19 protein-coding genes and 1 tRNA gene are annotated in these 21,273 nt (G+C 61.2%); 6 read left to right on the top strand and 14 right to left on the bottom strand.

What is annotated here, in order from left to right:
* Positions 1-24: 24 nt before the first annotated feature.
* Together ACIQWO_RS22065 and ACIQWO_RS22070 are read right to left on the bottom strand one after the other, a co-directional pair.
* Positions 25-1,467, bottom strand: coding sequence for a hypothetical protein (locus ACIQWO_RS22065; RefSeq protein ID WP_402828901.1), 1,443 nt, complete (start codon positions 1,465-1,467; stop codon positions 25-27).
* A 24-nt stretch (positions 1,468-1,491) separates the two neighbouring features.
* On the bottom strand, positions 1,492-1,662 hold the full coding sequence (locus ACIQWO_RS22070) for a rubredoxin (protein ID WP_006400971.1): 171 nt from the start codon (positions 1,660-1,662) through the stop codon (positions 1,492-1,494).
* Positions 1,663-1,875: 213 nt separating this feature from the next.
* Here ACIQWO_RS22070 and ACIQWO_RS22075 point away from each other — a divergent pair, with 213 nt between their 5' ends.
* The gene (locus ACIQWO_RS22075) at positions 1,876-2,721 is read left to right on the top strand and encodes a hydroxymethylpyrimidine/phosphomethylpyrimidine kinase (protein ID WP_402828903.1); all 846 of its coding nucleotides are present in this window, start codon (positions 1,876-1,878) and stop codon (positions 2,719-2,721) included.
* Between the two features lie 147 nt (positions 2,722-2,868).
* Here ACIQWO_RS22075 and ACIQWO_RS22080 read toward each other — a convergent pair whose 3' ends face one another.
* The 8 genes from ACIQWO_RS22080 to recA all read right to left on the bottom strand — a co-directional run bounded on the left by ACIQWO_RS22080 (position 2,869) and on the right by recA (position 11,209).
* Positions 2,869-4,665 (bottom strand): Wzy polymerase domain-containing protein, encoded by a 1,797-nt coding sequence (locus ACIQWO_RS22080; protein ID WP_402828905.1) that lies wholly within the window; start codon positions 4,663-4,665, stop codon positions 2,869-2,871.
* A 105-nt stretch (positions 4,666-4,770) separates the two neighbouring features.
* Positions 4,771-5,292: a pilin gene (locus ACIQWO_RS22085; RefSeq protein ID WP_402828907.1), complete on the bottom strand. Its 522-nt coding sequence runs from the start codon at positions 5,290-5,292 to the stop codon at positions 4,771-4,773.
* A 191-nt stretch (positions 5,293-5,483) separates the two neighbouring features.
* Entirely contained in the window at positions 5,484-6,212 is a 729-nt protein-coding gene (locus tag ACIQWO_RS22090; RefSeq protein WP_046289765.1) for a TerC family protein, read from the bottom strand.
* A gap of 162 nt (positions 6,213-6,374) precedes the next feature.
* Positions 6,375-7,256 carry a succinate--CoA ligase subunit alpha gene (gene sucD, locus ACIQWO_RS22095; protein WP_039393073.1) on the bottom strand — a complete coding sequence of 294 codons (882 nt, stop codon included), beginning with the start codon at positions 7,254-7,256 and terminating at the stop codon, positions 6,375-6,377.
* An 85-nt stretch (positions 7,257-7,341) separates the two neighbouring features.
* Positions 7,342-8,508 carry an ADP-forming succinate--CoA ligase subunit beta gene (gene sucC / locus ACIQWO_RS22100; protein ID WP_402828911.1) on the bottom strand — a complete coding sequence of 389 codons (1,167 nt, stop codon included), beginning with the start codon at positions 8,506-8,508 and terminating at the stop codon, positions 7,342-7,344.
* Positions 8,505-9,185: a DUF2889 domain-containing protein gene (locus ACIQWO_RS22105; RefSeq protein ID WP_150666627.1), complete on the bottom strand. Its 681-nt coding sequence runs from the start codon at positions 9,183-9,185 to the stop codon at positions 8,505-8,507. The genes sucC and ACIQWO_RS22105 overlap by 4 nt, the downstream gene beginning before the upstream one ends.
* Before the next feature lie 309 nt (positions 9,186-9,494).
* Positions 9,495-10,040: a recombination regulator RecX gene (gene recX / locus ACIQWO_RS22110; protein ID WP_402828913.1), complete on the bottom strand. Its 546-nt coding sequence runs from the start codon at positions 10,038-10,040 to the stop codon at positions 9,495-9,497.
* A gap of 104 nt (positions 10,041-10,144) precedes the next feature.
* The gene (recA, locus tag ACIQWO_RS22115) at positions 10,145-11,209 is read right to left on the bottom strand and encodes a recombinase RecA (RefSeq protein WP_402828915.1); all 1,065 of its coding nucleotides are present in this window, start codon (positions 11,207-11,209) and stop codon (positions 10,145-10,147) included.
* Positions 11,210-11,411: 202 nt separating this feature from the next.
* Here recA and ACIQWO_RS22120 point away from each other — a divergent pair, with 202 nt between their 5' ends.
* The 4 genes from ACIQWO_RS22120 to ACIQWO_RS22135 all read left to right on the top strand — a co-directional run bounded on the left by ACIQWO_RS22120 (position 11,412) and on the right by ACIQWO_RS22135 (position 15,833).
* Complete coding sequence (locus ACIQWO_RS22120; protein WP_039393077.1) at positions 11,412-12,101, top strand: response regulator transcription factor; 690 nt, start codon at positions 11,412-11,414, stop codon at positions 12,099-12,101.
* A gap of 13 nt (positions 12,102-12,114) precedes the next feature.
* Complete coding sequence (locus ACIQWO_RS22125) at positions 12,115-13,728, top strand: sensor histidine kinase (protein ID WP_402828918.1); 1,614 nt, start codon at positions 12,115-12,117, stop codon at positions 13,726-13,728.
* Positions 13,729-13,899: 171 nt separating this feature from the next.
* The gene (locus ACIQWO_RS22130) at positions 13,900-15,558 is read left to right on the top strand and encodes an MFS transporter (protein ID WP_402828919.1); all 1,659 of its coding nucleotides are present in this window, start codon (positions 13,900-13,902) and stop codon (positions 15,556-15,558) included.
* 198 nt (positions 15,559-15,756) lie between these two features.
* Positions 15,757-15,833 (top strand) — tRNA-Met (locus ACIQWO_RS22135).
* Positions 15,834-16,797: 964 nt separating this feature from the next.
* Here the strand turns inward: ACIQWO_RS22135 and ACIQWO_RS22140 are convergent.
* Together ACIQWO_RS22140 and ACIQWO_RS22145 are read right to left on the bottom strand one after the other, a co-directional pair.
* Positions 16,798-17,103 (bottom strand): helix-turn-helix transcriptional regulator, encoded by a 306-nt coding sequence (locus tag ACIQWO_RS22140; RefSeq protein ID WP_150560691.1) that lies wholly within the window; start codon positions 17,101-17,103, stop codon positions 16,798-16,800.
* Between the two features lie 1,245 nt (positions 17,104-18,348).
* The gene (locus ACIQWO_RS22145) at positions 18,349-19,206 is read right to left on the bottom strand and encodes a LysR family transcriptional regulator (protein ID WP_402828921.1); all 858 of its coding nucleotides are present in this window, start codon (positions 19,204-19,206) and stop codon (positions 18,349-18,351) included.
* A gap of 84 nt (positions 19,207-19,290) precedes the next feature.
* On the opposite strand from ACIQWO_RS22145, the gene ACIQWO_RS22150 reads away from it, so the two are divergent.
* On the top strand, positions 19,291-19,671 hold the full coding sequence (locus ACIQWO_RS22150; RefSeq protein WP_402828923.1) for a tautomerase family protein: 381 nt from the start codon (positions 19,291-19,293) through the stop codon (positions 19,669-19,671).
* A gap of 99 nt (positions 19,672-19,770) precedes the next feature.
* Here the strand turns inward: ACIQWO_RS22150 and ACIQWO_RS22155 are convergent, their stop codons facing one another.
* Positions 19,771-20,136: a zf-TFIIB domain-containing protein gene (locus tag ACIQWO_RS22155; protein ID WP_402828925.1), complete on the bottom strand. Its 366-nt coding sequence runs from the start codon at positions 20,134-20,136 to the stop codon at positions 19,771-19,773.
* A gap of 182 nt (positions 20,137-20,318) precedes the next feature.
* Entirely contained in the window at positions 20,319-21,089 is a 771-nt protein-coding gene (locus tag ACIQWO_RS22160) for a TerC family protein (RefSeq protein WP_402828927.1), read from the bottom strand.
* Positions 21,090-21,273 lie beyond the last annotated feature (184 nt).

The raw sequence follows: 21,273 nt of genomic DNA on the forward strand, positions 1-21,273 counted from the left end.
GCGGCAGCCTTTGGGCCGACTGTATCACGGAACGTCACGCCCGGTGACTAGCCGCTGCCCGAACACGCTGGCGTCAAGCGCACGCTCGCGCCACAGGGCCATCTCGGCGATCAGATCGGGACGCGATTCGGGATAGGTGTCCGCCGCAAACTGGTGCAGCATGCCGCGCAACGCCTTGACCGTCATGGCCAATGCCGCCGGACCACCCGGCTCCGCCGGGGGCGACGCCGCCAGACGTTCGCCCGTGGCGGCCACTGCCGCCGCCAGCCGCGCCACCGGGGCAAGCCCGATAGCCGCAGAATACTGTGCCACTTGCGCGGCCACCGCAGGATCGTTCAGATTCGGAAGCGCCTCATCCGCCAGACTCAGGAACGTCTGGCAAACGTCTTGCCGAACCGCGAGCGGTCCGATGCGCAGCCAGTCGCGCGAACTCGCGCCCGCGCCCTGTTTCTGGCCAGCCTGCGCGGCGTCGGCCAATGGCTCGGGCAGATGGCCGGGACGGCGCAATACGCCGAAATCGGCCAGTAGCGTGCCGAGCCAGCTATCCGGTGCCTGGGCATGCCAGGTCGCCAGCGCTTCGAGCAGATCGTGTCCGGGGACGAATTCCGATGCCGTTTTGGACGCGCCTGCTGCCGACGCCGGTGCCACCGATGTGTCGGCTACACCGCCCTCGGCCGGTTCGGCCGGACGCGTCAGTTGCTTGCGCAGTGCCATGTTCATGCGCCCGATCTGCCGCTTGTCCGCCAGCGAGAGAGGCGCACGGGCAAAGCGCAGCCAAGCAGCCGCCAGACGCCAGTAATCGAGCGGAGCGGTCGCCCCGGCTCGATGAAGATCAGCCGCGAGATCCGCGAGTTGCCCCAACGCCGCTGTGGTGTCGAGGGCGTCGGCATCCGGGCGCAGCAGACGCAGGAGCACACGCTCGACGTCTGCGCGCAGTGGCGCCGTGCCCGCAGGCAATCCATGCAGACGCGGCTCGGCAATCGCCCATCCCGCCATACGAAGCTCGCCCGGCGTGGGTGCGCCGGGCCAACTGTCGGGACTCGGGGATGCGGAAGATGCAGAAGATGTCGACGGCGCCGACGACGCCAACGCTGTGGGTGGCATCACAGCCCCCGCCTGCCAGATATCGCGCTCGAACTGCCGCAGCGCATTGCGTTGCGCGTCCTGACTGCCCGGCTCGCCATAGGCGGCTTCGGCAATCGCCTTCACAAGACGCTCGCCATGCAACGCCCAGTCGGCGTGACCGCTCGACTGAAGCAACCGGTTCGCGCGCCGTAGCGGGCCGAGTGCCGCGGCCGGGCCGTTGGACCAGGCATCGGACGCTTCGGTCAGCGCTTCTGCGACTTCGGGCAGACGCCACAGCGGCGCGTCACGCGTCTCACGCGCGGCGTTCGCTGCAACAGGGGCGACGGAGTCGGGTGACGATTGCGGCACTTCGGACGATCCGGACGATTCAGACATCACCATGGGCCATCTCCTGGCCGTGCGGCCTCAGATCTGCACCATCTCGAAGTCTTCCTTACGAGCACCGCACTCCGGGCAGGTCCAGTTGATCGGCACGTCTTCCCAGCGCGTACCGGGCGCAATGCCCTCGTCGGGCAATCCTGCCTCTTCGTCGTAAATCCAACCGCAAATGAGGCACATCCAGCTCTTGTATTCCATTCTTTCTTCAGCGACGAGCGTTCCGTTACAATGGCTTGTCAACCGCTTCGGGTCCCGTCGGCAGAGATGCCGGACGGTCTTGTGGGAACCCTGCCGGTGCAATGTCCGGCGGGCGCTGCCCACGGCGCTTTCGAGCGCTCCGAAACGGGCATTTAAGGCGTGATGGTACCAACGAACCCAAAGCCTGACCAGATCGCCGTCTATCCTGCCTCCATGCACACTGAATCCCCACCCATTCTCCTGACCTTCGGGCTTTCCGACCCCACTTCGGCCACCGGCGTGCAGGCCGACCTGCTCACCTTCGCCAGCATGGGCGGCTACGGCGTGTCGGTGCTCACCGGCTACTCCTCACAGGACTCGCGTTCGTGCGACGACGTGCAACCCATCGATCCCGACTGGATCGGCGATCAGGCCCGCATGTTGCTCGAAGACATGCCGGTCGCAGCCTTCAAGGTCGGCAGTGCGGTCAATGCCGATAACGTCGCCGCCATTGCCGAGATCGTGGCCGACTATGACGAAACACCCCTCGTCGTTGCGCCGGACTTCGGGCTGGCAGGCGAGCATCTGCTCTCGACCGACGAATTGCGAGAAGCCACCGCCAGCCTGCTCGTACCGCAGGCGAGCGTGCTGGTCGTGAGTCCGCAGAGCGCCGTCGCGTTGGCTCAGACGATCACCGAGAACGAAAATCTGGCCCTCGACGAAGCGGTCTCGATCCTGCTGGAAAACGGCTGCGAGTTCGTGTTGATCAGCGACGGCAACGCCCCGCAGTTCACCCATACGCTCTACAGCGATGGCGGTATCGTCCGCGAAGACGCCTGGGACCGTCCGGCCCACAACGTCGCGGGCGCAATCGACACGCTCGCCGCCGCCGTCACCGCCATGCTCGCCAACGGACTCGCCGTGCCCGAGGCCGTGCGCGAAGCACAGGAGTATCTGCAACAGGTGCTCGAGAACGCTTTCCGGCCTGGCATGGGCCGTCACTTCCCCGATCGCTTCTTCTGGGCACGCACCGAGGAAACCGAGCAGGACGATAGCGGCAATAGCGGCGCACAAGCGTAAGCCCCGTCGGTAGGCATCCGACTCGCCTTACGAACCCGTGTCTGGATAGAAAAACGCCCGCAATCGCTGCGGGCGTTTTTTCGTTTGCGTCAGGGCTAGGGTTAAGAGGGCGCGTCACCACAATGCGTGGTGACGAGCGACGACGGTTCAAGACGAACGGCTCGCGCGCTCACCCGGCACCACCATCGCGTCCTGATCGGACTCACCCTTCGGCCGTCCCCATGCATCGATGACACGTTTGACGAACGGCTTCAGGTCGTCGCCCTGCGCGCGCAACATGCGCACCAGCGAGGCGTACTGTCCCTCGAAGATCAGCATGTTGTAGTTCTTCAGCCGCTGGATGTCCTGCAACGCCTCGTCGTCGCGCCCGGCCAGCGCCAGCAACACGATGTAGCGCTTGATCATCGTCGGCCCCGCACCCAGCGCCAACGCTTCACGATGAGCGGCCAGCTTCTCGTCGAGCTGATCTCGGCTGAAATACAACGCGCCGGTCACGGCGTAATCGCCATAGGGCGCGAAGAACAGCGCCGGGTCGGTGCGATACGTCTCGACCTTGCCCGCGCGATACGCCACCTCGACACGCTGGTAGTCGTGATACAGCCACGGAATCGCCACGCATGCGAACAGGACGATCACGCCATTGATGGCCCCTGTCGCCGTCGGCGACACGCTGTCGATCGGCTTCGTCTCGCAGAATCCGAGCAGAAACAAGCCGGGCAGCAGGAAGAATGCATAGTGCTGCGGATACTCCAACATCGCATGCATCGCGAGCATGCCGAGCAGGATGAACGCAAATGCGATCGGTGCCGACTTCAGGCCACGCACCGCACGCGCAAACCAGAACGCCAGCGGAAGCAACACCGCCAGCGTACCGACGATGCCCGTCTTCGCCAGCAGATCGAGCAAGACGTTATGCGCGTTGTCTGCCATTTCGACCGGCCCGAGCTTGTCGACCAGCGCGAACTGCGCATCGATGTAATTCGACCAGCCCGCACCGAAGAACCAGTGCTCGCGGAAGATCGCCAGTCCGTACTCCCACAGATTCAGTCGCCCGGCCACCTGGCCCGCCTGCTGCATGCGCGCCACGGCACTGCCGTCGAGTTGCAGCCCCCAGTTCACATTCGCCCAGCCGACGGCAAGCGTCATCAGACCTAGCACCGGGAGAATGGCGGCGGGCACAAACCAGCGCATCGAACGACGCATATTGCGCGTTTCTTCGACGCGCTCCATCCACACGAGCCACAGGCCAAATGCGCACAGCAGCGCGAGTTGCAGCCACGGCGCGCGCGAGCCCGTCAGACAGATGCCGATGTCGAAGATCGCCCACACGAGCAATAACGCCCAGCCCGGCAGCTTTCGCTGATACCAGAGATAGAACGCCCCCGCGCTCGCCATCGACAGATACGTCGCCAGATGATTCGGCTGATACATGTTGCCGAACAGACGGCGTGCCGCTGTGACCGTGTACTTCGCCACGAGCCACGGCACATTCGCTTCGAGATGAAACGCCTGCACGACCTGTGCGCCCACGGCATACAACCCGCCCAGCGTGAGGGCCACCGCGCTCCAGCGCATGAGGACACCGCGCCACCCCAACTGCGCCAGCCAATACCCGGTGTTGACCGCGACGATCATCGCGACCCCGTACAGCAGCGCCGTCATCATCAACTGCGGCAGCTCGGTCGGCATGATGGCCCGCTGCACGAGGACGACGGCGACAAACGCCAGTGGCATCCACGTGACACGCGGCATGCGCAGCGCACGTCCGTCACGCTGCCAGACCGCCACCATCGACAACGCGCCGAGCAGTGCGAAGAGACTAAAGGTCAGCGCTTCCGAATAGAACGTCGAGATCGGATACGTGTGTTTGACGAAGTTGTAGGGCAGCGCCCAGATCAGGGCCAGCGTGAGCCCGATCATCGAAAGAAGCAGAGGAGGAAACAAGATCGCCGCCGTGCAATGCACCGGTTGGAAGATGCGCAAGCATAACGAAAAAATGGCCACCCGAGGGCAGCCATTTCATGCCTGACGCGCGTGATGACGCGGCCTTTAGCTCGACTTGACCGCCGTTTCGCCACGGCACTCGGGCGGTGCCAGCTTGCCCGGCAACGTTGCGCCACCCGGCGCGCCTTCGCGGCCCTGTGCGTAGCACGTCCAGACGATCTGACCCTCCGGCGCCTTGCCAACGGAGAGTGCCGCAGGCGAACCCGATGCGCCAGCGCTCGTCGGCACGAGAACGATCGCGCCGTCACCCGCGCGCTGCGTGTACGCCACCGTGACGTTACCGCTCACGGAATCGATGCTCACGCCGCTCACGTTGTCCGTCGGGCTCGGCGCTTGCCAGCCACTGTTGAACGGTGCACCGTGCATGGCGTTCTCGCTCACGAGCGCCTTGGCCGACGCCGCAGCGCCCAACCCTTCGACGACACGCGCGCGCACCAGATAATTCTGCAGATACGGAACCCCTGCCGTAACCAGTACGCCGATGATCGCCAGCACGATCATCAGTTCGATCAGGGTGAAACCCCGGGATTTGGCGAGACCGGTAGTCCGGTGGCCGAAACGACGCATTGTGTAACTCCCTGCAAAAGCAATGAAAACAAAAGGGACATCGGGGAAGTGGGCGGAGTATGACATAGCCCCTGCCGCGAATGCCCTGCCGCAGATCAAAATCGGCGCGTGCCTTATCGGTCTACGGAATCGTCCGATGCGAAGCCGGACGATTCATCCGGCGAGACCCGCAGTCCCGGCAATGGACTCGATTATTTCGAAGAGGTTGCACGCATCTGACGTGCTTCGCTGCGGCGCTTGAGCACCAGCCCCACGATCAGGACGAACAGCGCACCGATGGCCGACGCCACGTAATGCGTGTATTTCGCCGCATCACCCGGCAGGTGCAGCAGATGACCGATGCCCGGGTCCGAGACGATCAGACCGCCAGCGATCCATCCGAGCAACGCCGCCCCCGCCATCACGATGACCGGGAAGCGATCGAGCGCCTTGAGCACCAGTTGCGAGCCCCAGACGATGAGCGGAATGCTCACGAGCAGACCGAAGATCACCAGCGGCAATTGATGATGGTCGGCCGCGCCTTCCGCAGCCCCGGCAATGGCGATCACGTTATCGATGCTCATCACCAGATCGGCCACGATGATGGTCTTGACCGCCGTCCAGAGCTTGTCGGCCGGTTTGACACTGTCGTGCGCGTCATGGTCGGGCACCAGCAGCTTGGTACCGATCCAGAGCAGCAATAACCCGCCAATGGCCTTCAGATACGGCACGGCGAGCAGCGTCACGGCAAACGCAATCAGAATCACGCGCAGGACGATTGCCCCGATCGTGCCCCAGACAATGCCTTGCAGGCGTTGCTTGGCCGGCAGATTGCGGCAGGCGAGCGCGATCACCACAGCGTTGTCGCCACCCAGCAGGATGTCGATCATGATGATCTGCAGCACGGCGGCCCAGTTCAGCTCGGCAAAAAACGCAAGCATGCGCGGAAATCCTCGGGGAACGTTTGAAACCAGTCAGACGGATGATGCCAATTGCGGCACAAAGACAAAAGAGGGAGCCCGATGTTCCGGGCTCCCTCTTTCAAGACCCGACGCGCAACCGCCGGTTCCGGCGACTGCAACGACTGGGTCGTCCGGCGGGAATTACAGCGCTGCCTTGAGCAGACGGCCCATTTCCGACGGGTTGCGGGTCACCTTGATGCCGCAGGCATCCATGATGGCCAGCTTGGCTTCGGCCGTATCGGCACCGCCCGAGATCAGCGCGCCGGCGTGGCCCATGCGCTTGCCCGGGGGCGCCGTGACGCCTGCGATGAAGCCGACGACCGGCTTCTTCATGTTGCCCTTGATCCACTCGGCGGCAGCGGCTTCGTCCGGACCACCGATTTCACCGATCATGATCACGGCGTCCGTTTCCGGATCGTCGTTGAACATTTGCATGACGTCGATGTGCTTCAGACCGTTGATCGGGTCGCCACCGATACCGACGGCGCTCGACTGGCCCAGACCCAGAGCGGTCAGTTGGCCAACGGCTTCGTACGTCAGGGTGCCCGAGCGCGAGACCACGCCGATGCGACCCTTCTTGTGGATGTGACCCGGCATGATGCCGATCTTCAGTTCGTCCGGCGTGATCACGCCCGGGCAGTTCGGTCCGAGCAGCAGGGTCTTGCGACCTTCGCGACGCATACGGTCCTTCACTTCGATCATGTCACGGACCGGAATGCCTTCCGTGATACAGATCGCCAGATCCAGGTCGGCTTCGACGGCTTCCCAGATGGCGGCAGCAGCGCCTGCGGGCGGCACGTAGATCACCGACACGGTTGCGCCGGTTTGTTCCTTGGCGTCCTTCACCGAACCGTAGATCGGAATGCCTTCGAAGTCTTCGCCGGCCTTCTTCGGGTTCACGCCAGCGACGAACGCGTTCTTGCCGTTCGCGTATTCGCGGCACATACGGGTGTGGAACTGGCCGGTCTTGCCAGTAATACCTTGGGTGATGACCTTGGTATCTTTGTTGATCAGAATCGACATTGCTTGATTTCCTTCGTCCTGTTGCCTGACGGTGTGCGCTCAGCCTTTCGCGAGCGGCACGCCGCAATGGCTTCGACTGTTCTGGTTACTTGCCTGCGGCAGCCGCGACAACCTTCTGGGCAGCTTCTTCCATGCTGTCCGCAGAGATGATCGGCAGACCGGATTCGGCGAGCATCTTCTTGCCCAGGTCTTCGTTCGTGCCCTTCATGCGCACGACGAGCGGCACCTTCAGCGACACAGCCTTCGACGCCGTGATCACGCCTTCGGCGATCACGTCGCAGCGCATGATGCCACCGAAGATGTTGACCAGAATGGCCGTCAGGTTCGGGTTCTTCAGCATGATCTTGAACGCTTCGGTCACCTTCTCTGCCGTGGCGCCACCGCCCACGTCCAGGAAGTTGGCCGGCTCGCCGCCGAACAGCTTGATGGTGTCCATCGTGGCCATGGCCAGACCGGCGCCGTTCACCAGGCAGCCGATGTTGCCGTCGAGCGAGATGTAAGCCAGATCGAACTTCGAAGCTTCGACTTCAGCCGGATCCTCTTCGTCCAGATCGCGGAAAGCGACGATTTCCGGCTGGCGATACAGCGCGTTCGAATCGAAGTTGAACTTGGCGTCCAGTGCCGTGACCGTGCCGTTCTTGCTCACGTTCAGCGGGTTGATTTCGGCCAGCGAAGCGTCCGTTTCCCAGAAGGCCTTGTACAGACCTTGCAGGATCGTGCGCGCTTGCGGAACCGAAGCTTCCGGCACGCTGATCTTCTTGGCGAAGTCGTCGGCTTGCGCGTCCGTCAGGCCAACCGACGGATCGATCACAACGTGGTGGATCAGTTCCGGGTGCTTTTCGGCGACTTCTTCGATGTCCATGCCGCCTTCGCTCGAACCCATCATCACGATCTTCTGCGTGACGCGGTCAACCACCAGGCTGACGTACAGTTCGTTGTGGATGTCGGCGCCTTCTTCGATCAGCAGGCGATTGACCTTCTGACCTTCCGGACCGGTCTGGTGCGTGACCAGTTGCATGCCGAGGATCTGGCTGGCGTATTCACGCACTTGCTCGATCGTCTTGGCAACCTTCACGCCGCCGCCCTTACCGCGACCGCCTGCGTGAATCTGGGCCTTGACCACCCAAACCGGACCGCCGAGTTCTTCGGCTGCCTTCACGGCCTCGTCCACGGAAAACGCCGGAATGCCGCGGGGCACCGCGACTCCGAATTTCCGGAGGATTTCCTTGCCTTGATACTCATGAATCTTCATGCGTGATTCCCTTCTTGCTGAGTTGGAAGTTTGGGTTCGAGCTTGCGAGTCGAGGCCGCATCGCGCACCGCTTCTGATGTGACGGGCGTCGTGGGCTCGTTCGCTCGATCGTTTGCGCGGCCGTTGAACCAGCGCGGGTAAAACCGGCGCACCGCCTCGCCATCAAACCGCAGGGCGTGACAATGTCCGAGTTGGAAAGGAGGTGCCGAATTCTCGGCATCGTTGGCCGCTGCCGTGTCGGGGGTATGAATCACCACGCCGGCAAACGCCTGAATCGCTGCCGTCGGCAGGACACTACAAAGTTCTGTGAGATGGGTACAGCCCGCCGCGCCGCCAAGGCGCTCGCGAACCCCGCGGCGGAAGCCGTGCCGCAGGTTAAGACCGATCAATTGACGATATTCGGGGCCGATCTGATCGCAAATACCGGGATAAGGCACCCAGTCGGAGACGGCCTCGGCGTCATGCACTTCGAAATCTTCGTCGATCGTCAACCGCAGCCATAGCTCGTGGATCGGCGTGCCCTCCTTGCGAAGGCCCGTTGCCAATGCAAAATCCCGATCCTTATGATCGGTGAGTCGGGCTTCGATGTCCCATAGGCCATCTTCGCGCGAATACGCTTCAACAGCGATCGTGCGACGGTGACGCAAGGTACGAGGGGCAGGCGCGGAGAGCGGCATGCGGAAGTGTGCAATGCATGAACGCAGAAAGATCTTGATTCTAGCATAGGCGACGGCGCCGTCTGCCGCAGCGCAGCAGAAGCCCGTCGCATAAGGCTGAATAACCCGACCCATCGGTCGGGTTATCAAAATTCCGAGTGACGGCCGCGCATGGTGCAACGCCATAACGCGATAAGCGAGACACCACGCGTCACACGAGATTCATCGTCGTGTCACGCGAGCATTCATGCGGGTTGCGTGAAGCTGGACGCCACGCACGCTTCGTCGATGAATGCGCACGCATCCATAACGAAAGTGACGACATCGGTGTCAGACGTCGTCCAGAAACTCGTCCGCGCCCCGCACGATTTTGCTGATAACGGTACGCGAGAAACCGCGCGCCGCCAGAAAACGCATCTGCTTGGCACGCGCTTCGGGCGTTGTAGCGACTTCGCCGAACTTCTTTTGCCAGACGGCCCGGGCGCGCGCGAGTTCGGTCTCCCGCAACTGCTCGGAGATCGCGGCGACGGTTTCCGCGTCGACCTGATGCTGCTTGAGCTCGCCGACGATACGCGTCGTGCCCATGCGCGAGGCGCGCCGGTTCACCACGCTTTCCGCGAACCGTTCGTTCGACAGCCAACGCTCCTGCTCAAGCGCGTCGAGCACGCGCTCGAGTGCTTCGGGATCCTCGGCATCTGCGTAAGGCGTGAGCTTGCGACGCAGTTCCGCCCGGCTGTATTCGCGACGTGCCAGATAAGACAGCGCGCGCCCTTTCAGACTCAGCGTCGGCTTGCGAGATCGCTTGACCGCGACAGCCTCGTCGCCCGGCGGGGGCGGCGGCGCATTCGGATCACGGGGAGGACGTCGATTGATCATGAGTTCATCGTAGCGCTGCTTTCCGCAGCAAGAATGCAAAACGGCAGCGCGACGCCGTTGGGCTTCGCGCTGCCGTTCCAACAACTCAGGCGCCAATCAAACGATCAGGCCTCGTCGTTTTCTTCGATCTCACCGGTTTCGTTGATCGCCGTCACGCCCAGCGATGCACGTACCTTGTTCTCGATCTCGTGGGCGATTTCCGGATTTTCGCGCAGGAATTCACGCGCGTTGTCCTTACCCTGACCGATCTTCTCGCCGTTGTAGCTGTACCAGGCACCGGCCTTCTCGACGATCTTGGCGTTGACACCCAGATCGATGATTTCGCCTTCGCGCGAAATACCCTGACCGTAGAGGATGTCGAAAATCGCTTCGCGGAACGGCGGCGACACCTTGTTCTTTACGACCTTGACGCGGGTTTCGTTACCGACCACCTCGTCGCCCTTCTTGATCGAACCGATACGGCGGATGTCCAGACGCACCGACGAGTAGAACTTCAGTGCGTTACCGCCCGTCGTCGTTTCCGGGTTACCGAACATGACACCGATCTTCATACGAATCTGGTTGATGAAGATCACCGTGCAGTTCGTGCGCTTGATCGTGCCGGTCAGCTTACGCAGCGCCTGCGACATCAGACGTGCCTGAAGACCCGGCAGCGAATCGCCCATCTCGCCTTCGATTTCGGCCTTCGGCACCAGTGCCGCGACCGAGTCGATGACGATGAGGTCGATCGAGCCCGAGCGCACCAGCGCATCGGCGATTTCCAGCGCCTGTTCGCCCGTGTCCGGCTGCGAGATCAGCAGTTCCGGCACCGAGACGCCCAGCTTGTTGGCGTAGCCGACGTCGAGGGCGTGTTCTGCGTCGATAAACGCGCAGGTGCCACCGATCTTCTGCATTTCCGCCACGACTTGCAGCGTCAGCGTGGTCTTACCCGACGATTCCGGGCCGTAGATTTCGATCACACGGCCGCGCGGCAGGCCACCGACGCCCAGCGCGATGTCCAGACCCAGCGAGCCCGTGGAGACGACCTGGATGTCCGCTTCGACCTCGCCGTCGCCAAGACGCATGATCGAGCCCTTGCCGAATTGCTTCTCGATCTGCGCGAGGGCGGCGGCGAGCGCCTTGCCTTTCTCGGCCGACAGATTGGCAGACCCTTTCTTGCTTTCTTCCATGAATCGTCCTTTGATATGATGAGCGAGACGGCTCGAGTGAGGCGTGACTGTCGGTACTGTATAAAAAACCAGTGCTCTTTGCAAGTGCCTGTTGTCCGAAAGCGCCGAAACGACAAAAAAAGCCGCGAACCACGCGCCGCAACATCACAGGAGACACACCCGTGCCGTCAGGCATTGGTGCCTACACAAGCCTATCACGCCCATGCGAATTCTCATCGCAGAGGATGACAGCATTCTGGCCGACGCCCTGACCCGCTCGCTACGTCAGGGGGGCTACGCCGTCGATCACGTCAAAACGGGGCTCGAAGCCGATTCCGCGCTGTCCGCCCAGACGTTCGACCTGCTGATTCTCGACCTCGGTCTGCCCCGTCTTCCCGGTCACGAAGTCCTGCGCCGTCTGCGTGCTCGCAATTCCCACCTGCCAGTACTGATCCTGACCGCGTCCGACAGCGTCGACGCCCGCGTGAAGGGCCTCGATCTCGGCGCCGACGACTACATGGCCAAGCCGTTCGCCCTCGCCGAGCTAGAAGCACGCGTGCGGGCGCTCACCCGGCGTGGCGCTGGTGGCGGCTCGACCGTCATCCGCCACGGGCCGCTGAGCTTCGATCAGGTCGGGCGCACCGCCTATATCAACGAGCAGATGCTCGATCTGTCCGCGCGCGAACTCGAATTGCTCGAAGTGCTGCTGCTGCGCACCGGGCGGCTCGTCTCCAAGGAACAGCTCGTCGATCATCTGTGCGGATGGGGCGAAGAGGTGAGCAACAACGCCATCGAGGTGTACATGCACCGGCTGCGCAAGAAGATCGAGCCGAGCGGTGTACGCATCGCCACCATCCGCGGACTGGGCTACTGTCTGGAGAAGCCGGCAGCGGCCCCCGCCAACGCGGCATGATCGGGTTCGTCCGATGCGTCTGAGCTTTCGTCACCCCCATCGCGGCGCGCCTGCGTCGTCGGACACCGCGTCCCATGCCGATCAGGACGACCCACGCCATCCGCCCGCGGACGCCGCCGACCCCTTCGACCCTTACGCCGATCCTTTTGTACGCCCGGGCTTCGGCGCGCCATTAGAGCGCGAGGCCGAGCCACCGCCGCGCTCGCTCTTCGGCGAGATCCTCGACTGGATGCTCGCGCCGTTGCTGCTGCTTTGGCCGATGAGCATTGCGGTGACGTATCTCGTCGCAAAATCCATCGCGAACGGCCCGTTTGACCGCGCGCTGGAGACCAATACTTACGTTCTCGCTCAGCAGGTTCACTCGGATCGCGGCCAGGTCACGCTCACGCTGCCCATGCCCGCGCGGGATCTGCTGCGCGCCGACGCGACCGACAACATCTACTATCAGGTGCTCGGCGCGAAGGGCGAACTCGTGGGTGGCACGGCAGAGTTGCCGTTGCCTCATGAGGACGATCGTCCACAACCCGGCGTGGTCCAGTTTCGCGACGAAACCGTAGGCGGCAACGACATTCGCGTCGCATTCACTTATGTCGATCTGCCGCGCATGCAGCCGCCGGGCAGCATGGCGCTCGTTCAGGTCGCGGAGACGCTCGACAAACGCAGCCAGCTCGCCAACGAAATCATCAAGGGCGTGATCCTGCCGCAGTTCGTGATTCTGCCGCTGGCCATCGTGCTCGTCTGGTTCGGTCTGTCGCGCGGTCTCGCGCCGCTGCATGCGTTGCAGGAGCACATTCGCGCGCGCCGTCCCGACGATCTCTCACCACTTGAAGCACGACAAGCGCCGCCGGAAATCGCGCCGCTCGTCAACTCGTTGAACGATCTGCTCGGACGCCTCGAGCAGAACATGAAACTCCAGCAACGCTTCATTGCAGACGCTGCACATCAGCTCAAGACACCGCTCGCAGGCCTTCGCATGCAAGCTGAACTGGCGTTGCGGCAGACATCTCCTGACGAACTGCGCCGCTCGCTCTCGCAAATCGCGATGAGCTCCGAACAGGCCGCGCGTCTCGTCAATCAGTTGCTCGCACTCGCGCGCGCCGAGAACAGCGCCAACGACGCCGCCGCCTTCACGCCGCTCAACCTCAGCCTGCTCGCGCGCAGCGCCATGCAGGACTGGTTTCAGGCCGCCTTCGCCAAACGCATCGACCTTGGCTTCGAAGAGCCGCCGTTTCCGGTGCATCTGTCCGGACAGCCGGTGATGTTGCGCGAGTTGCTCAACAACCTCATCGACAATGCGATCCGTTACACACCGGCCGGTGGCAAGGTGACGGTGCGGCTGCGTCACGAAGCGTCCGACGGCTTCGTGCATCTTGAAGTCGAGGACACGGGGCCGGGCATTCCTGCGTCGGAGCGTCCGCGCGTGTTCGAGCGCTTCTACCGCATTCTCGGCAGCGACAGCGATGGCAGCGGACTGGGTCTCGCGATCGTGCGCGAGATCGTGCAGATTCATCGCGGCGATGTGAGTGTGCTCGATCATGTCGATGCGCAGCATCCCGAAGCAACCGGCACACTCATTCGGGTGACGTTACCGCTCGCCGAGGTGCCTATCGAAAACCCTCATGCGTGACGAAAATCCGCTAAATACGGCCACTTTTCGACCAAATTCGAGGGTAACTCCCTAGCCACGTAAGGTTCGAGTCAGTTTGGCGTCAGACGACGGTAAGGTTGTCCTCCAATAATCATTTGCAGCGGCCCGGGTGCGTCCCAGGGGCGTGCTTACATTACAGGAGACAACCGCATGGCTACTACAACGGCAGCCACCACCCATGCGCCGATGACCAAAGAAGAACGAAAGGTCATTTTCGCGTCGTCGCTGGGCACGGTGTTCGAGTGGTACGACTTTTATCTGGCTGGTTCGCTGGCCGCATTCATCAGCCGTCACTTCTTCTCCGGGATCAACCCGACGGCGGCCTTCATCTTCACACTGCTGTCGTTTGCTGCGGGCTTCGCGGTGCGTCCGTTCGGCGCCATCGTGTTCGGTCGCATCGGTGACCTCGTCGGTCGTAAATACACGTTCCTCGTCACCATCACGCTGATGGGTCTGTCGACGCTCGTCGTCGGTCTGCTGCCGGGCTATGCGTCCTGGGGCATCGCCGCGCCGGTGATCTTCATCGCCATGCGTCTGCTGCAGGGTCTCGCCCTGGGCGGCGAATACGGCGGTGCTGCCACGTACGTTGCCGAGCACGCGCCGCATGGCCGTCGCGGCTTCTACACGTCGTGGATTCAGACGACCGCCACGCTGGGTCTCTTCCTTTCGCTGCTCGTGATTCTCGGCACCCGCATGGTGATGGGTGAAGAGGCGTTCGGTGACTGGGGCTGGCGCATTCCGTTCATCCTGTCGATCGTGCTGCTGCTCGTGTCGCTGTGGATTCGTATGCAACTGAGCGAATCGCCGGCATTCCAGCGCATGAAGGCAGAGGGCAAGGCCTCGAAGGCCCCGCTCAAGGAATCGTTCGGTGAGTGGAAGAATCTGAAGATCGTGATTCCGGCGCTGGTCGGCTTGACCGCCGGTCAGGCAGTCGTGTGGTACACGGGCCAGTTCTACTCGCTGTTCTTCATGACACAGGTGCTTAAGGTCGACGGCAACACCGCGAACATCATGGTCGCGCTGGGTCTGTTGATCGGCAGCCCGTTCTTCGTGTTCTTCGGCGCGTTGTCGGACAAGATCGGTCGCAAGCCGATCATCATGGCGGGCTGCCTGCTGGCTGCACTGCTGTACTTCCCGATCTTCAAGGCGCTCACGCACTACGCCAACCCGGCGCTCGAAGCGGCCACCGCCCGTTCGCCGATCACGGTCATCGCCGATCCGAACGAGTGCTCGTTCCAGTTCAACCCGGTGGGCACGTCGAAGTTCACCAGCTCGTGCGATATCGCGAAGAGCTACCTGTCGCGCGCCGGTCTGAACTATCAGAACGAAGCGGCACCGGCAGGCACGCTGGCCACGGTGAAGATTGGCGACAAGGTGATCTCGTCGGTCGACGGCAAGGCAGCGGACGCGAAGGACAAGACCAAGGCGTTCGAGACGGATATGTCGGCCACGCTCAAGGCTGACGGCTATCCGCCGAAGGCCGACCCGGCGCAGATGAATAAGCCGATGGTCGTGGTCCTGCTGGCGATTCTGGTGATCTTCGTGACGATGGTGTACGGCCCGATTGCGGCGATGCTGGTGGAAATGTTCCCGACGCGCATTCGCTACACATCGATGTCGCTGCCGTATCACATCGGTAACGGCTGGTTCGGGGGCTTCCTCCCGGCAACGGCCTTCGCCATCGTGGCCGCTAAGGGCGACATCTACTCCGGCCTCTGGTACCCGATCGTGATTGCGCTCATCACCTTCGTCATCGGCATGCTCTTCATCAAGGAGACGAAGGACGTCGACATCTACGCTAACGACTGATGGGGTAACCCGTCGGACAGGTAGAAGGTACGTCTGACTTAGCAACGCCGGGGCTTTCGAGTCCCGGCGTTGTCGTTTGTGGGATGGCTCGGTGCCCGGGCGAGACACCGCCCATGAAGGCCCCCCGAAGTATTTTCATAGCTTTCGCAAAATACCTGTTGACAGGCTATAGCCTTCCCCATATACTCTTTTTCCTACGGCGAATTAGCTCAGTCGGTTAGAGCGACGGAATCATAATCCGCAGGTCCGGGGTTCGAGTCCCTGATTCGCCACCAAATTTGAGAACGGCTTCCAGCGATGGAAGCCGTTTTTTTTGCTCCGCAAACTTCAGCTCGCTCCGCAAAACCCGTTCATTACGGGTCCATCTCGCGCAACTCAGCATTTCGCACGTTCCAATTGGAAATCTGACCGGCCTCCTGCTGCCGCCCTTTGAGCGACGCACGAAGCGACCGCCGCTCCCCCTCCCCGCCAGCTTCTCGGATAGCCAATCGAGTCTCGTGCATTTGCTTGTGACGTGAATTGGGAAGGCGCAGAGCGTCTGAAGTTACGATCACTCCGGTCACAGTTTTAGGCTTGTGGGCAGGAAAGGTCTTGGATTTATCGTCCTTGCTAGTTCGGCCGGCGGCACGAATGAGCCCCCGCACTCGGTAAAGCAACTCCTTCGATGCTCCTGCCCCAGAAATGACAATGTCATCGACGTAACATGTCATTACGCACCCTCGATCCTGTGCAAGACAGTAAATCTGATCAAACATTGCACGGTGCGCGAAGAACGCCAACGGCCCACTAAGGTAGCTCCCCGTCGGGAGGTGCCGCTGCCGAAAACAACATAGCCGCGCCAGAAGGTGAGCGACATCCGGAACACACCCCATGTCTCGGCGGAAAAAGCCGTACACGGCACTGAAATTAGTACCTGGGTAAAACTGAGCTATATCGGTCTTGATCAAGGGGCCGTTGCCGACATGCGAGCCGGCATTGGACACGTACGACTCCCCCTTAACTGATCGGACGTAGGACGGTACGTCTAACCGTCCAAGCAAAGACGCAATACGTTTATGCACCCCTGCCAGTTCCCCAACGGGATGCTGGATGGTGCGCCCCTTCGCGTTCACGAATACGCGATAGTTCCGCTCCCCAACCAACTGCTCAATCTGATGCAGATCAATGCCCAACACTTCCGCCGCACGTCTCTTGGAGGGAAGCCGAAACAACGGGGACTGATCGAGCGGATAAGTGGGCCTAGCGCTCATTGGCAAGCGCCTCCCTGTCCGCAACCCATTCGAGCAACCGCAGAATCTTGTCAGCAGCCTTTACGCGCAACTTGCCTCCGCTCGTACCCGCGTCCAGTTGCTCCGAAAAGAGCAAGATCGACGACACCGGTAGTTTGAAGACTTGAGAGTATTGGGACAGGAGGTCGATGCCCGGTGTTTTTATACCGGACTCGATTTCACTCAGATATGAATTTGAAATTTCCAGTCTCTTCGCGAGATCTGTCTGCGACAACTGATGAAACGTTCGCATGAGCTTAAGTGCACGATGCAGCATAGCTCCAAGCTCCTTCTTCAAAAAGCGGGGGGCGCTAATGGCGCCATTGATCGTAAATCCGCCCAACCAACCAGACCAAGCGCACGAAATACACAGCACAGCGCCAAGTTTCCGGCCGAATAAGAACGGACACCATCTTGCCGACTAGCCCCCGTCGTTTGGAGGTATTCAGGTCCATATAGGGCCTCTTCAGTTACGCTGCCGCGGGGTGCGACAGCTCTCGCGTGTAACTGAAACGGAGCAAACGACGGGACTACCCCCCACATCCGAAGTGAGTGCACGGTTTCGCAACGTGCACTCTCGCGCCGCACCCATCTACCCTGTACGACCGGGACAGACCGAGCGACGACAAACATTAGGGCATAAGCCCCACGACCGGATGGTCAATACAGCAGCGAGTTATTCCGGTACCTCAGGAACAAGAGTAGCAGAGTTTTCGCGAAAAGCAATAAATTTTCGCCAATAGCGAAATCCAAACCTATCGAGTCAGCCCCACCTTGTCGCCTTTTCGCTCACGCACATTCGGGTGGGATACACCCCATTCACACGCTGCCCCCCGCCCTTCCTCCCCGCTCGCGTCTAAGATTTGCGAATCATTCGCAACAAGAAAGTATCGCCCTCAACTCTGAGCGAATGACCTTCGTCAGGCTCGAATCCAAGCGCTAACCGTTGGCACAGAACTGACCTCAATAACTCATTATGGTTGGCAAAACGGAATGAACTGGGCACCTCACGGCGAAAGCGCTGCGCCAACGTGGCTGAAGACGAGCCTCACCTTGCTCTATTGCGCGCTGTGTGGAATTTTGGTGCTAGGCGGGCTTGCACTCTTTGTTGTGCACATATTTAACATCCCGACTCAATTCGATACGATTCTGCCGATTTCGCTATTTGTCCTTACTTTCGGCTTATTCGGGATAATAAGCACTTGGCGCACTTGGCTTTTACGCCTGCCTGTCAAAACCAGATTCTCTCCGCCGGTGCCATATGGCTACCCAGGATGGCACAGCATTCTCCAATCCGAGCTCCTTGCGGGAGGTTTCCTGTTCATATTCGGCACACTGCTGGTCCTGCTTTGAGTTGCGGGCAACCATCAAGAATTCGACCCGCTTTTTTGGAAACTATATGTCGACGAATCAGATCATTTTCGAAAATAAGCCCCTACTGATTCGCCACCAAATTTAAAAAGGCCATGAGCAATCATGGCCTTTTTTCTTTTCTGCTCGCGCTGCGTCACACAGCGGTCGATCAGCTCCGTACCGCACCCCGAAAGGCCGCGCCAAGTGCAGCCAGCGCACCGCGCGCCCGGCTGTCCTTCACGCGGGTGTGCAGCACAATGGGCAGACGCGGCAACTCCGGCAGCGCCAGTCTGGGCCCGACGTCCACCGCACCAAACGGCACCATCCGTGGCGAAAGCGCCGCCACACCCAACCCGGCCATCACAGCAGCGGCAACCGCCATCACACCCCCGCCAACGAAGACCTCCGTCCAGGGGATACCCGCCTCGTCGAGCAGTTGCTCAGCGACTGCGCGCACGCCGCAAGGCTCCGCCATCGTGGCGAGCGGCAACGGCTCCCCCGCGCGATGCTGCCAGCCGGGTGCCGCGAACCAGCCGAACTTTTCTTCGGTGACGACCTCCCCGTCGCTTCGGCCAACATGCATGCGAACCAGCACCGTATCGAGTTCTCTCCGGTCATAACGCTGAAGCAAATCCGCCGACGTTGCGATCCTGATCTCGATTAGAAGCTGAGGATCCTGCGCATTCATCCGCGCAATCAACGCAGGCAGTTCCGGCCCCGCGACATGCTCACTGATGCCGATGGTGAGACGCTGGCGCGCGCCCGCCACCGCAGCGACCGCCCGGTCATGGGCGTCGATCAGCTTACGCGCGTGGTCGAGAAAGGTGATGCCCTGCGCCGAAAGCTCGACGTACCGGGGAGTGCGTTCAACAAGCCGGAAACCCAACCTGTCTTCAAGGCGTTTGAGCTTCAGGCTCACCGCCGCCTGCGTTGTCCGTAACGCCTCGGCAGCACGCGTGAAGCTGCCAAGCTCCGCAATACGGATAAAGGCTCGAACCGCCTCCAGATCAAGTGAGCGTTCAGTCATTTCAAATCTTTATCATTGAAATAAGAACGCATAGATTATCAGAATAGATACTATGGAGCGGGTCAACCACCGAGGAAACTCACGATGCCACTCGCTCACATTTCAATGCGTACGGGAAAGACCGAGGCTTACAGACAAGCCATATTCGATGGCGTTTATCACGCGTTGCGGGAAACCTTCACCGTGCCCGAAGACGACCAGTTCATGGCACTGACCGAACATGACGCGGCGAACTTCCGCTACGGGTCGACTTACCTTGACGTCGCCCGAAGCGACGACCTCGTGCTCATTCAGATCACCGCGAACAACACCCGCACGAAGGAACAAAAGAAGGCGTTGTTCCGGCGGATTGCCGAATTGCTCAGCGATAGTCCCGGCATTCGCCCCGAAGACGTGTTCGTGAATCTTGTCGAAGTAGAGAAAGAAAACTGGTCGCTGGGGCTCGGTCTCTCGCAATACGCGTGAGACTGGCGGACGTAGCGGCATGAAAACTCGGCGGCCCATTTCGGGCCGCCAACGTCATCGCTGAGATCAACTTCGCTTTCTGCCCGCCCCGCGCATCGATCAATCGAAGTCGAACATCTCGAATAGCGACTTCTTTTTGCGCGAACGTTCATAGTGGCGACGGCGGTCGTCGTGGCCATGATGGGTGTTGCGGTGTCTGCCGTCGTCGTCACGACGATCATCGTCGTCGCGATACTCGTGGGACGCCCGATGTTCTCGGGCGTCGTACCCGCCGCGTCCAAATCCGCCCTGCCCGCCCTGAACAGCCTGCGCCGCCATCGCGGGAGTCTCGTCCGTGCGCTCGATCAGCTTGTCCAGCTCGCCGCGATCGAGCCACACGCCGCGACACTTCGGACAGTAGTCGATCTCCACACCCTGACGCTCCGTCATCAGCAAATCCGGGGTACCGCATACAGGACACTTCATCGTTTCGCTCCGTTACGTAAAGGACAACGCTTTCAATGTACCGAGCGTGCCGAAACGGAAAAACCTGCATTTCTATTCACCAAAGTTCGAAAAAACCGAACACTCAACCCATCCGCGCAAACGAAAAAGCGGTGCCGATTTTCACCGGCACCGCTTTTATTCACCTCTCGGTGACGTCTCGATTAGTGCAGTACGCGCGTCTTCTCTGCGTCACGTCGCGCCTTGGCACGACGCGTCATCATGTTCAGCCCTTCGACGAAGGCCGAGAACGCCATGGCTGCGTAGATGTAACCCTTCGGGATGTGCGACCCGAAGCCCTCGGCGATCAGCGTCATACCGATCACCAGCAGGAAGCCCAGCGCCAGCATGACCACCGTCGGGTTCGCCGCGATGAAGCGCGAGAGCGGACCGGCCATGAACAGCATCGCCGTCACTGCTGCGATCACAGCAATGAACATGATCGGGATGTGCTCGGTCATCCCCACTGCCGTCACGATGCTGTCGATGGAGAACACGAGGTCCAGCACCAGGATCTGCATGACGGCCGCGCGTGCGGTGATCGTCGCCAGCGTGCCCGACGCGTCGCCGTTCGCTTCGTCTTCCGTTCCCGTCGCCACGTGGTGATGCATTTCCTTCGTCGCCTTCCACACGAGGAAGAGACCACCGGCGATCAGGATCAGGTCACGCCACGAGAAGCCGTGGTCGAACAGTTCGAAGAGCGGTGTCGTCAGTTTGGCGATCCAGGCCACCGTGCCGAGCAACGCCAGCCGCATGATCAGCGCCAATGCGATACCCATGCGCTGCGTGCGTGCGCGCATCGCCAACGGCAATTTGTTCGTCAGGATCGAGATGAAGATCAGGTTGTCGATGCCGAGCACGACCTCCATGACCACCAGCGTGACAAGCGCCGCCCACACCGCCGGGTCGGCCGCCAAAGCAAGTAGATAGTCCATATGTGCGCCAGAGTTTCCGTATGGTTATCGGGACAACCGTCGCCGTCTGGCATCGATCACCCCCTTTAGTCTCCCGCACACAACGTAGGGTGCGGGCTCAGGACAGCATCATCGTCGAACTCACGCTTCGCAAAAACCAGCTATATACTTCACTTTAGTTCGGTTTTTCCGAAGTCTTATCTCT

Origin of the sequence: Pandoraea sp. NPDC090278, from assembly GCF_044772185.1 — a bacterium.
Lineage (GTDB): Bacteria > Pseudomonadota > Gammaproteobacteria > Burkholderiales > Burkholderiaceae > Pandoraea.

Coding starts and splice junctions, on each gene's coding strand:
- ACIQWO_RS22065 (WP_402828901.1), bottom strand. CDS start 1,467: ATGGTGATGTCTGAATCGTCCGGATCGTCCGAAGTGCCGCAATCGTCA.
- ACIQWO_RS22070 (WP_006400971.1), bottom strand. CDS start 1,662: ATGGAATACAAGAGCTGGATGTGCCTCATTTGCGGTTGGATTTACGAC.
- ACIQWO_RS22075 (WP_402828903.1), top strand. CDS start 1,876: ATGCACACTGAATCCCCACCCATTCTCCTGACCTTCGGGCTTTCCGAC.
- ACIQWO_RS22085 (WP_402828907.1), bottom strand. CDS start 5,292: ATGCGTCGTTTCGGCCACCGGACTACCGGTCTCGCCAAATCCCGGGGT.
- ACIQWO_RS22090 (WP_046289765.1), bottom strand. CDS start 6,212: ATGCTTGCGTTTTTTGCCGAGCTGAACTGGGCCGCCGTGCTGCAGATC.
- sucD (WP_039393073.1), bottom strand. CDS start 7,256: ATGTCGATTCTGATCAACAAAGATACCAAGGTCATCACCCAAGGTATT.
- sucC (WP_402828911.1), bottom strand. CDS start 8,508: ATGAAGATTCATGAGTATCAAGGCAAGGAAATCCTCCGGAAATTCGGA.
- ACIQWO_RS22105 (WP_150666627.1), bottom strand. CDS start 9,185: ATGCCGCTCTCCGCGCCTGCCCCTCGTACCTTGCGTCACCGTCGCACG.
- recX (WP_402828913.1), bottom strand. CDS start 10,040: ATGATCAATCGACGTCCTCCCCGTGATCCGAATGCGCCGCCGCCCCCG.
- recA (WP_402828915.1), bottom strand. CDS start 11,209: ATGGAAGAAAGCAAGAAAGGGTCTGCCAATCTGTCGGCCGAGAAAGGC.
- ACIQWO_RS22120 (WP_039393077.1), top strand. CDS start 11,412: ATGCGAATTCTCATCGCAGAGGATGACAGCATTCTGGCCGACGCCCTG.
- ACIQWO_RS22125 (WP_402828918.1), top strand. CDS start 12,115: ATGCGTCTGAGCTTTCGTCACCCCCATCGCGGCGCGCCTGCGTCGTCG.
- ACIQWO_RS22130 (WP_402828919.1), top strand. CDS start 13,900: ATGGCTACTACAACGGCAGCCACCACCCATGCGCCGATGACCAAAGAA.
- ACIQWO_RS22140 (WP_150560691.1), bottom strand. CDS start 17,103: ATGCTGCATCGTGCACTTAAGCTCATGCGAACGTTTCATCAGTTGTCG.
- ACIQWO_RS22145 (WP_402828921.1), bottom strand. CDS start 19,206: ATGACTGAACGCTCACTTGATCTGGAGGCGGTTCGAGCCTTTATCCGT.
- ACIQWO_RS22150 (WP_402828923.1), top strand. CDS start 19,291: ATGCCACTCGCTCACATTTCAATGCGTACGGGAAAGACCGAGGCTTAC.
- ACIQWO_RS22155 (WP_402828925.1), bottom strand. CDS start 20,136: ATGAAGTGTCCTGTATGCGGTACCCCGGATTTGCTGATGACGGAGCGT.
- ACIQWO_RS22160 (WP_402828927.1), bottom strand. CDS start 21,089: ATGGACTATCTACTTGCTTTGGCGGCCGACCCGGCGGTGTGGGCGGCG.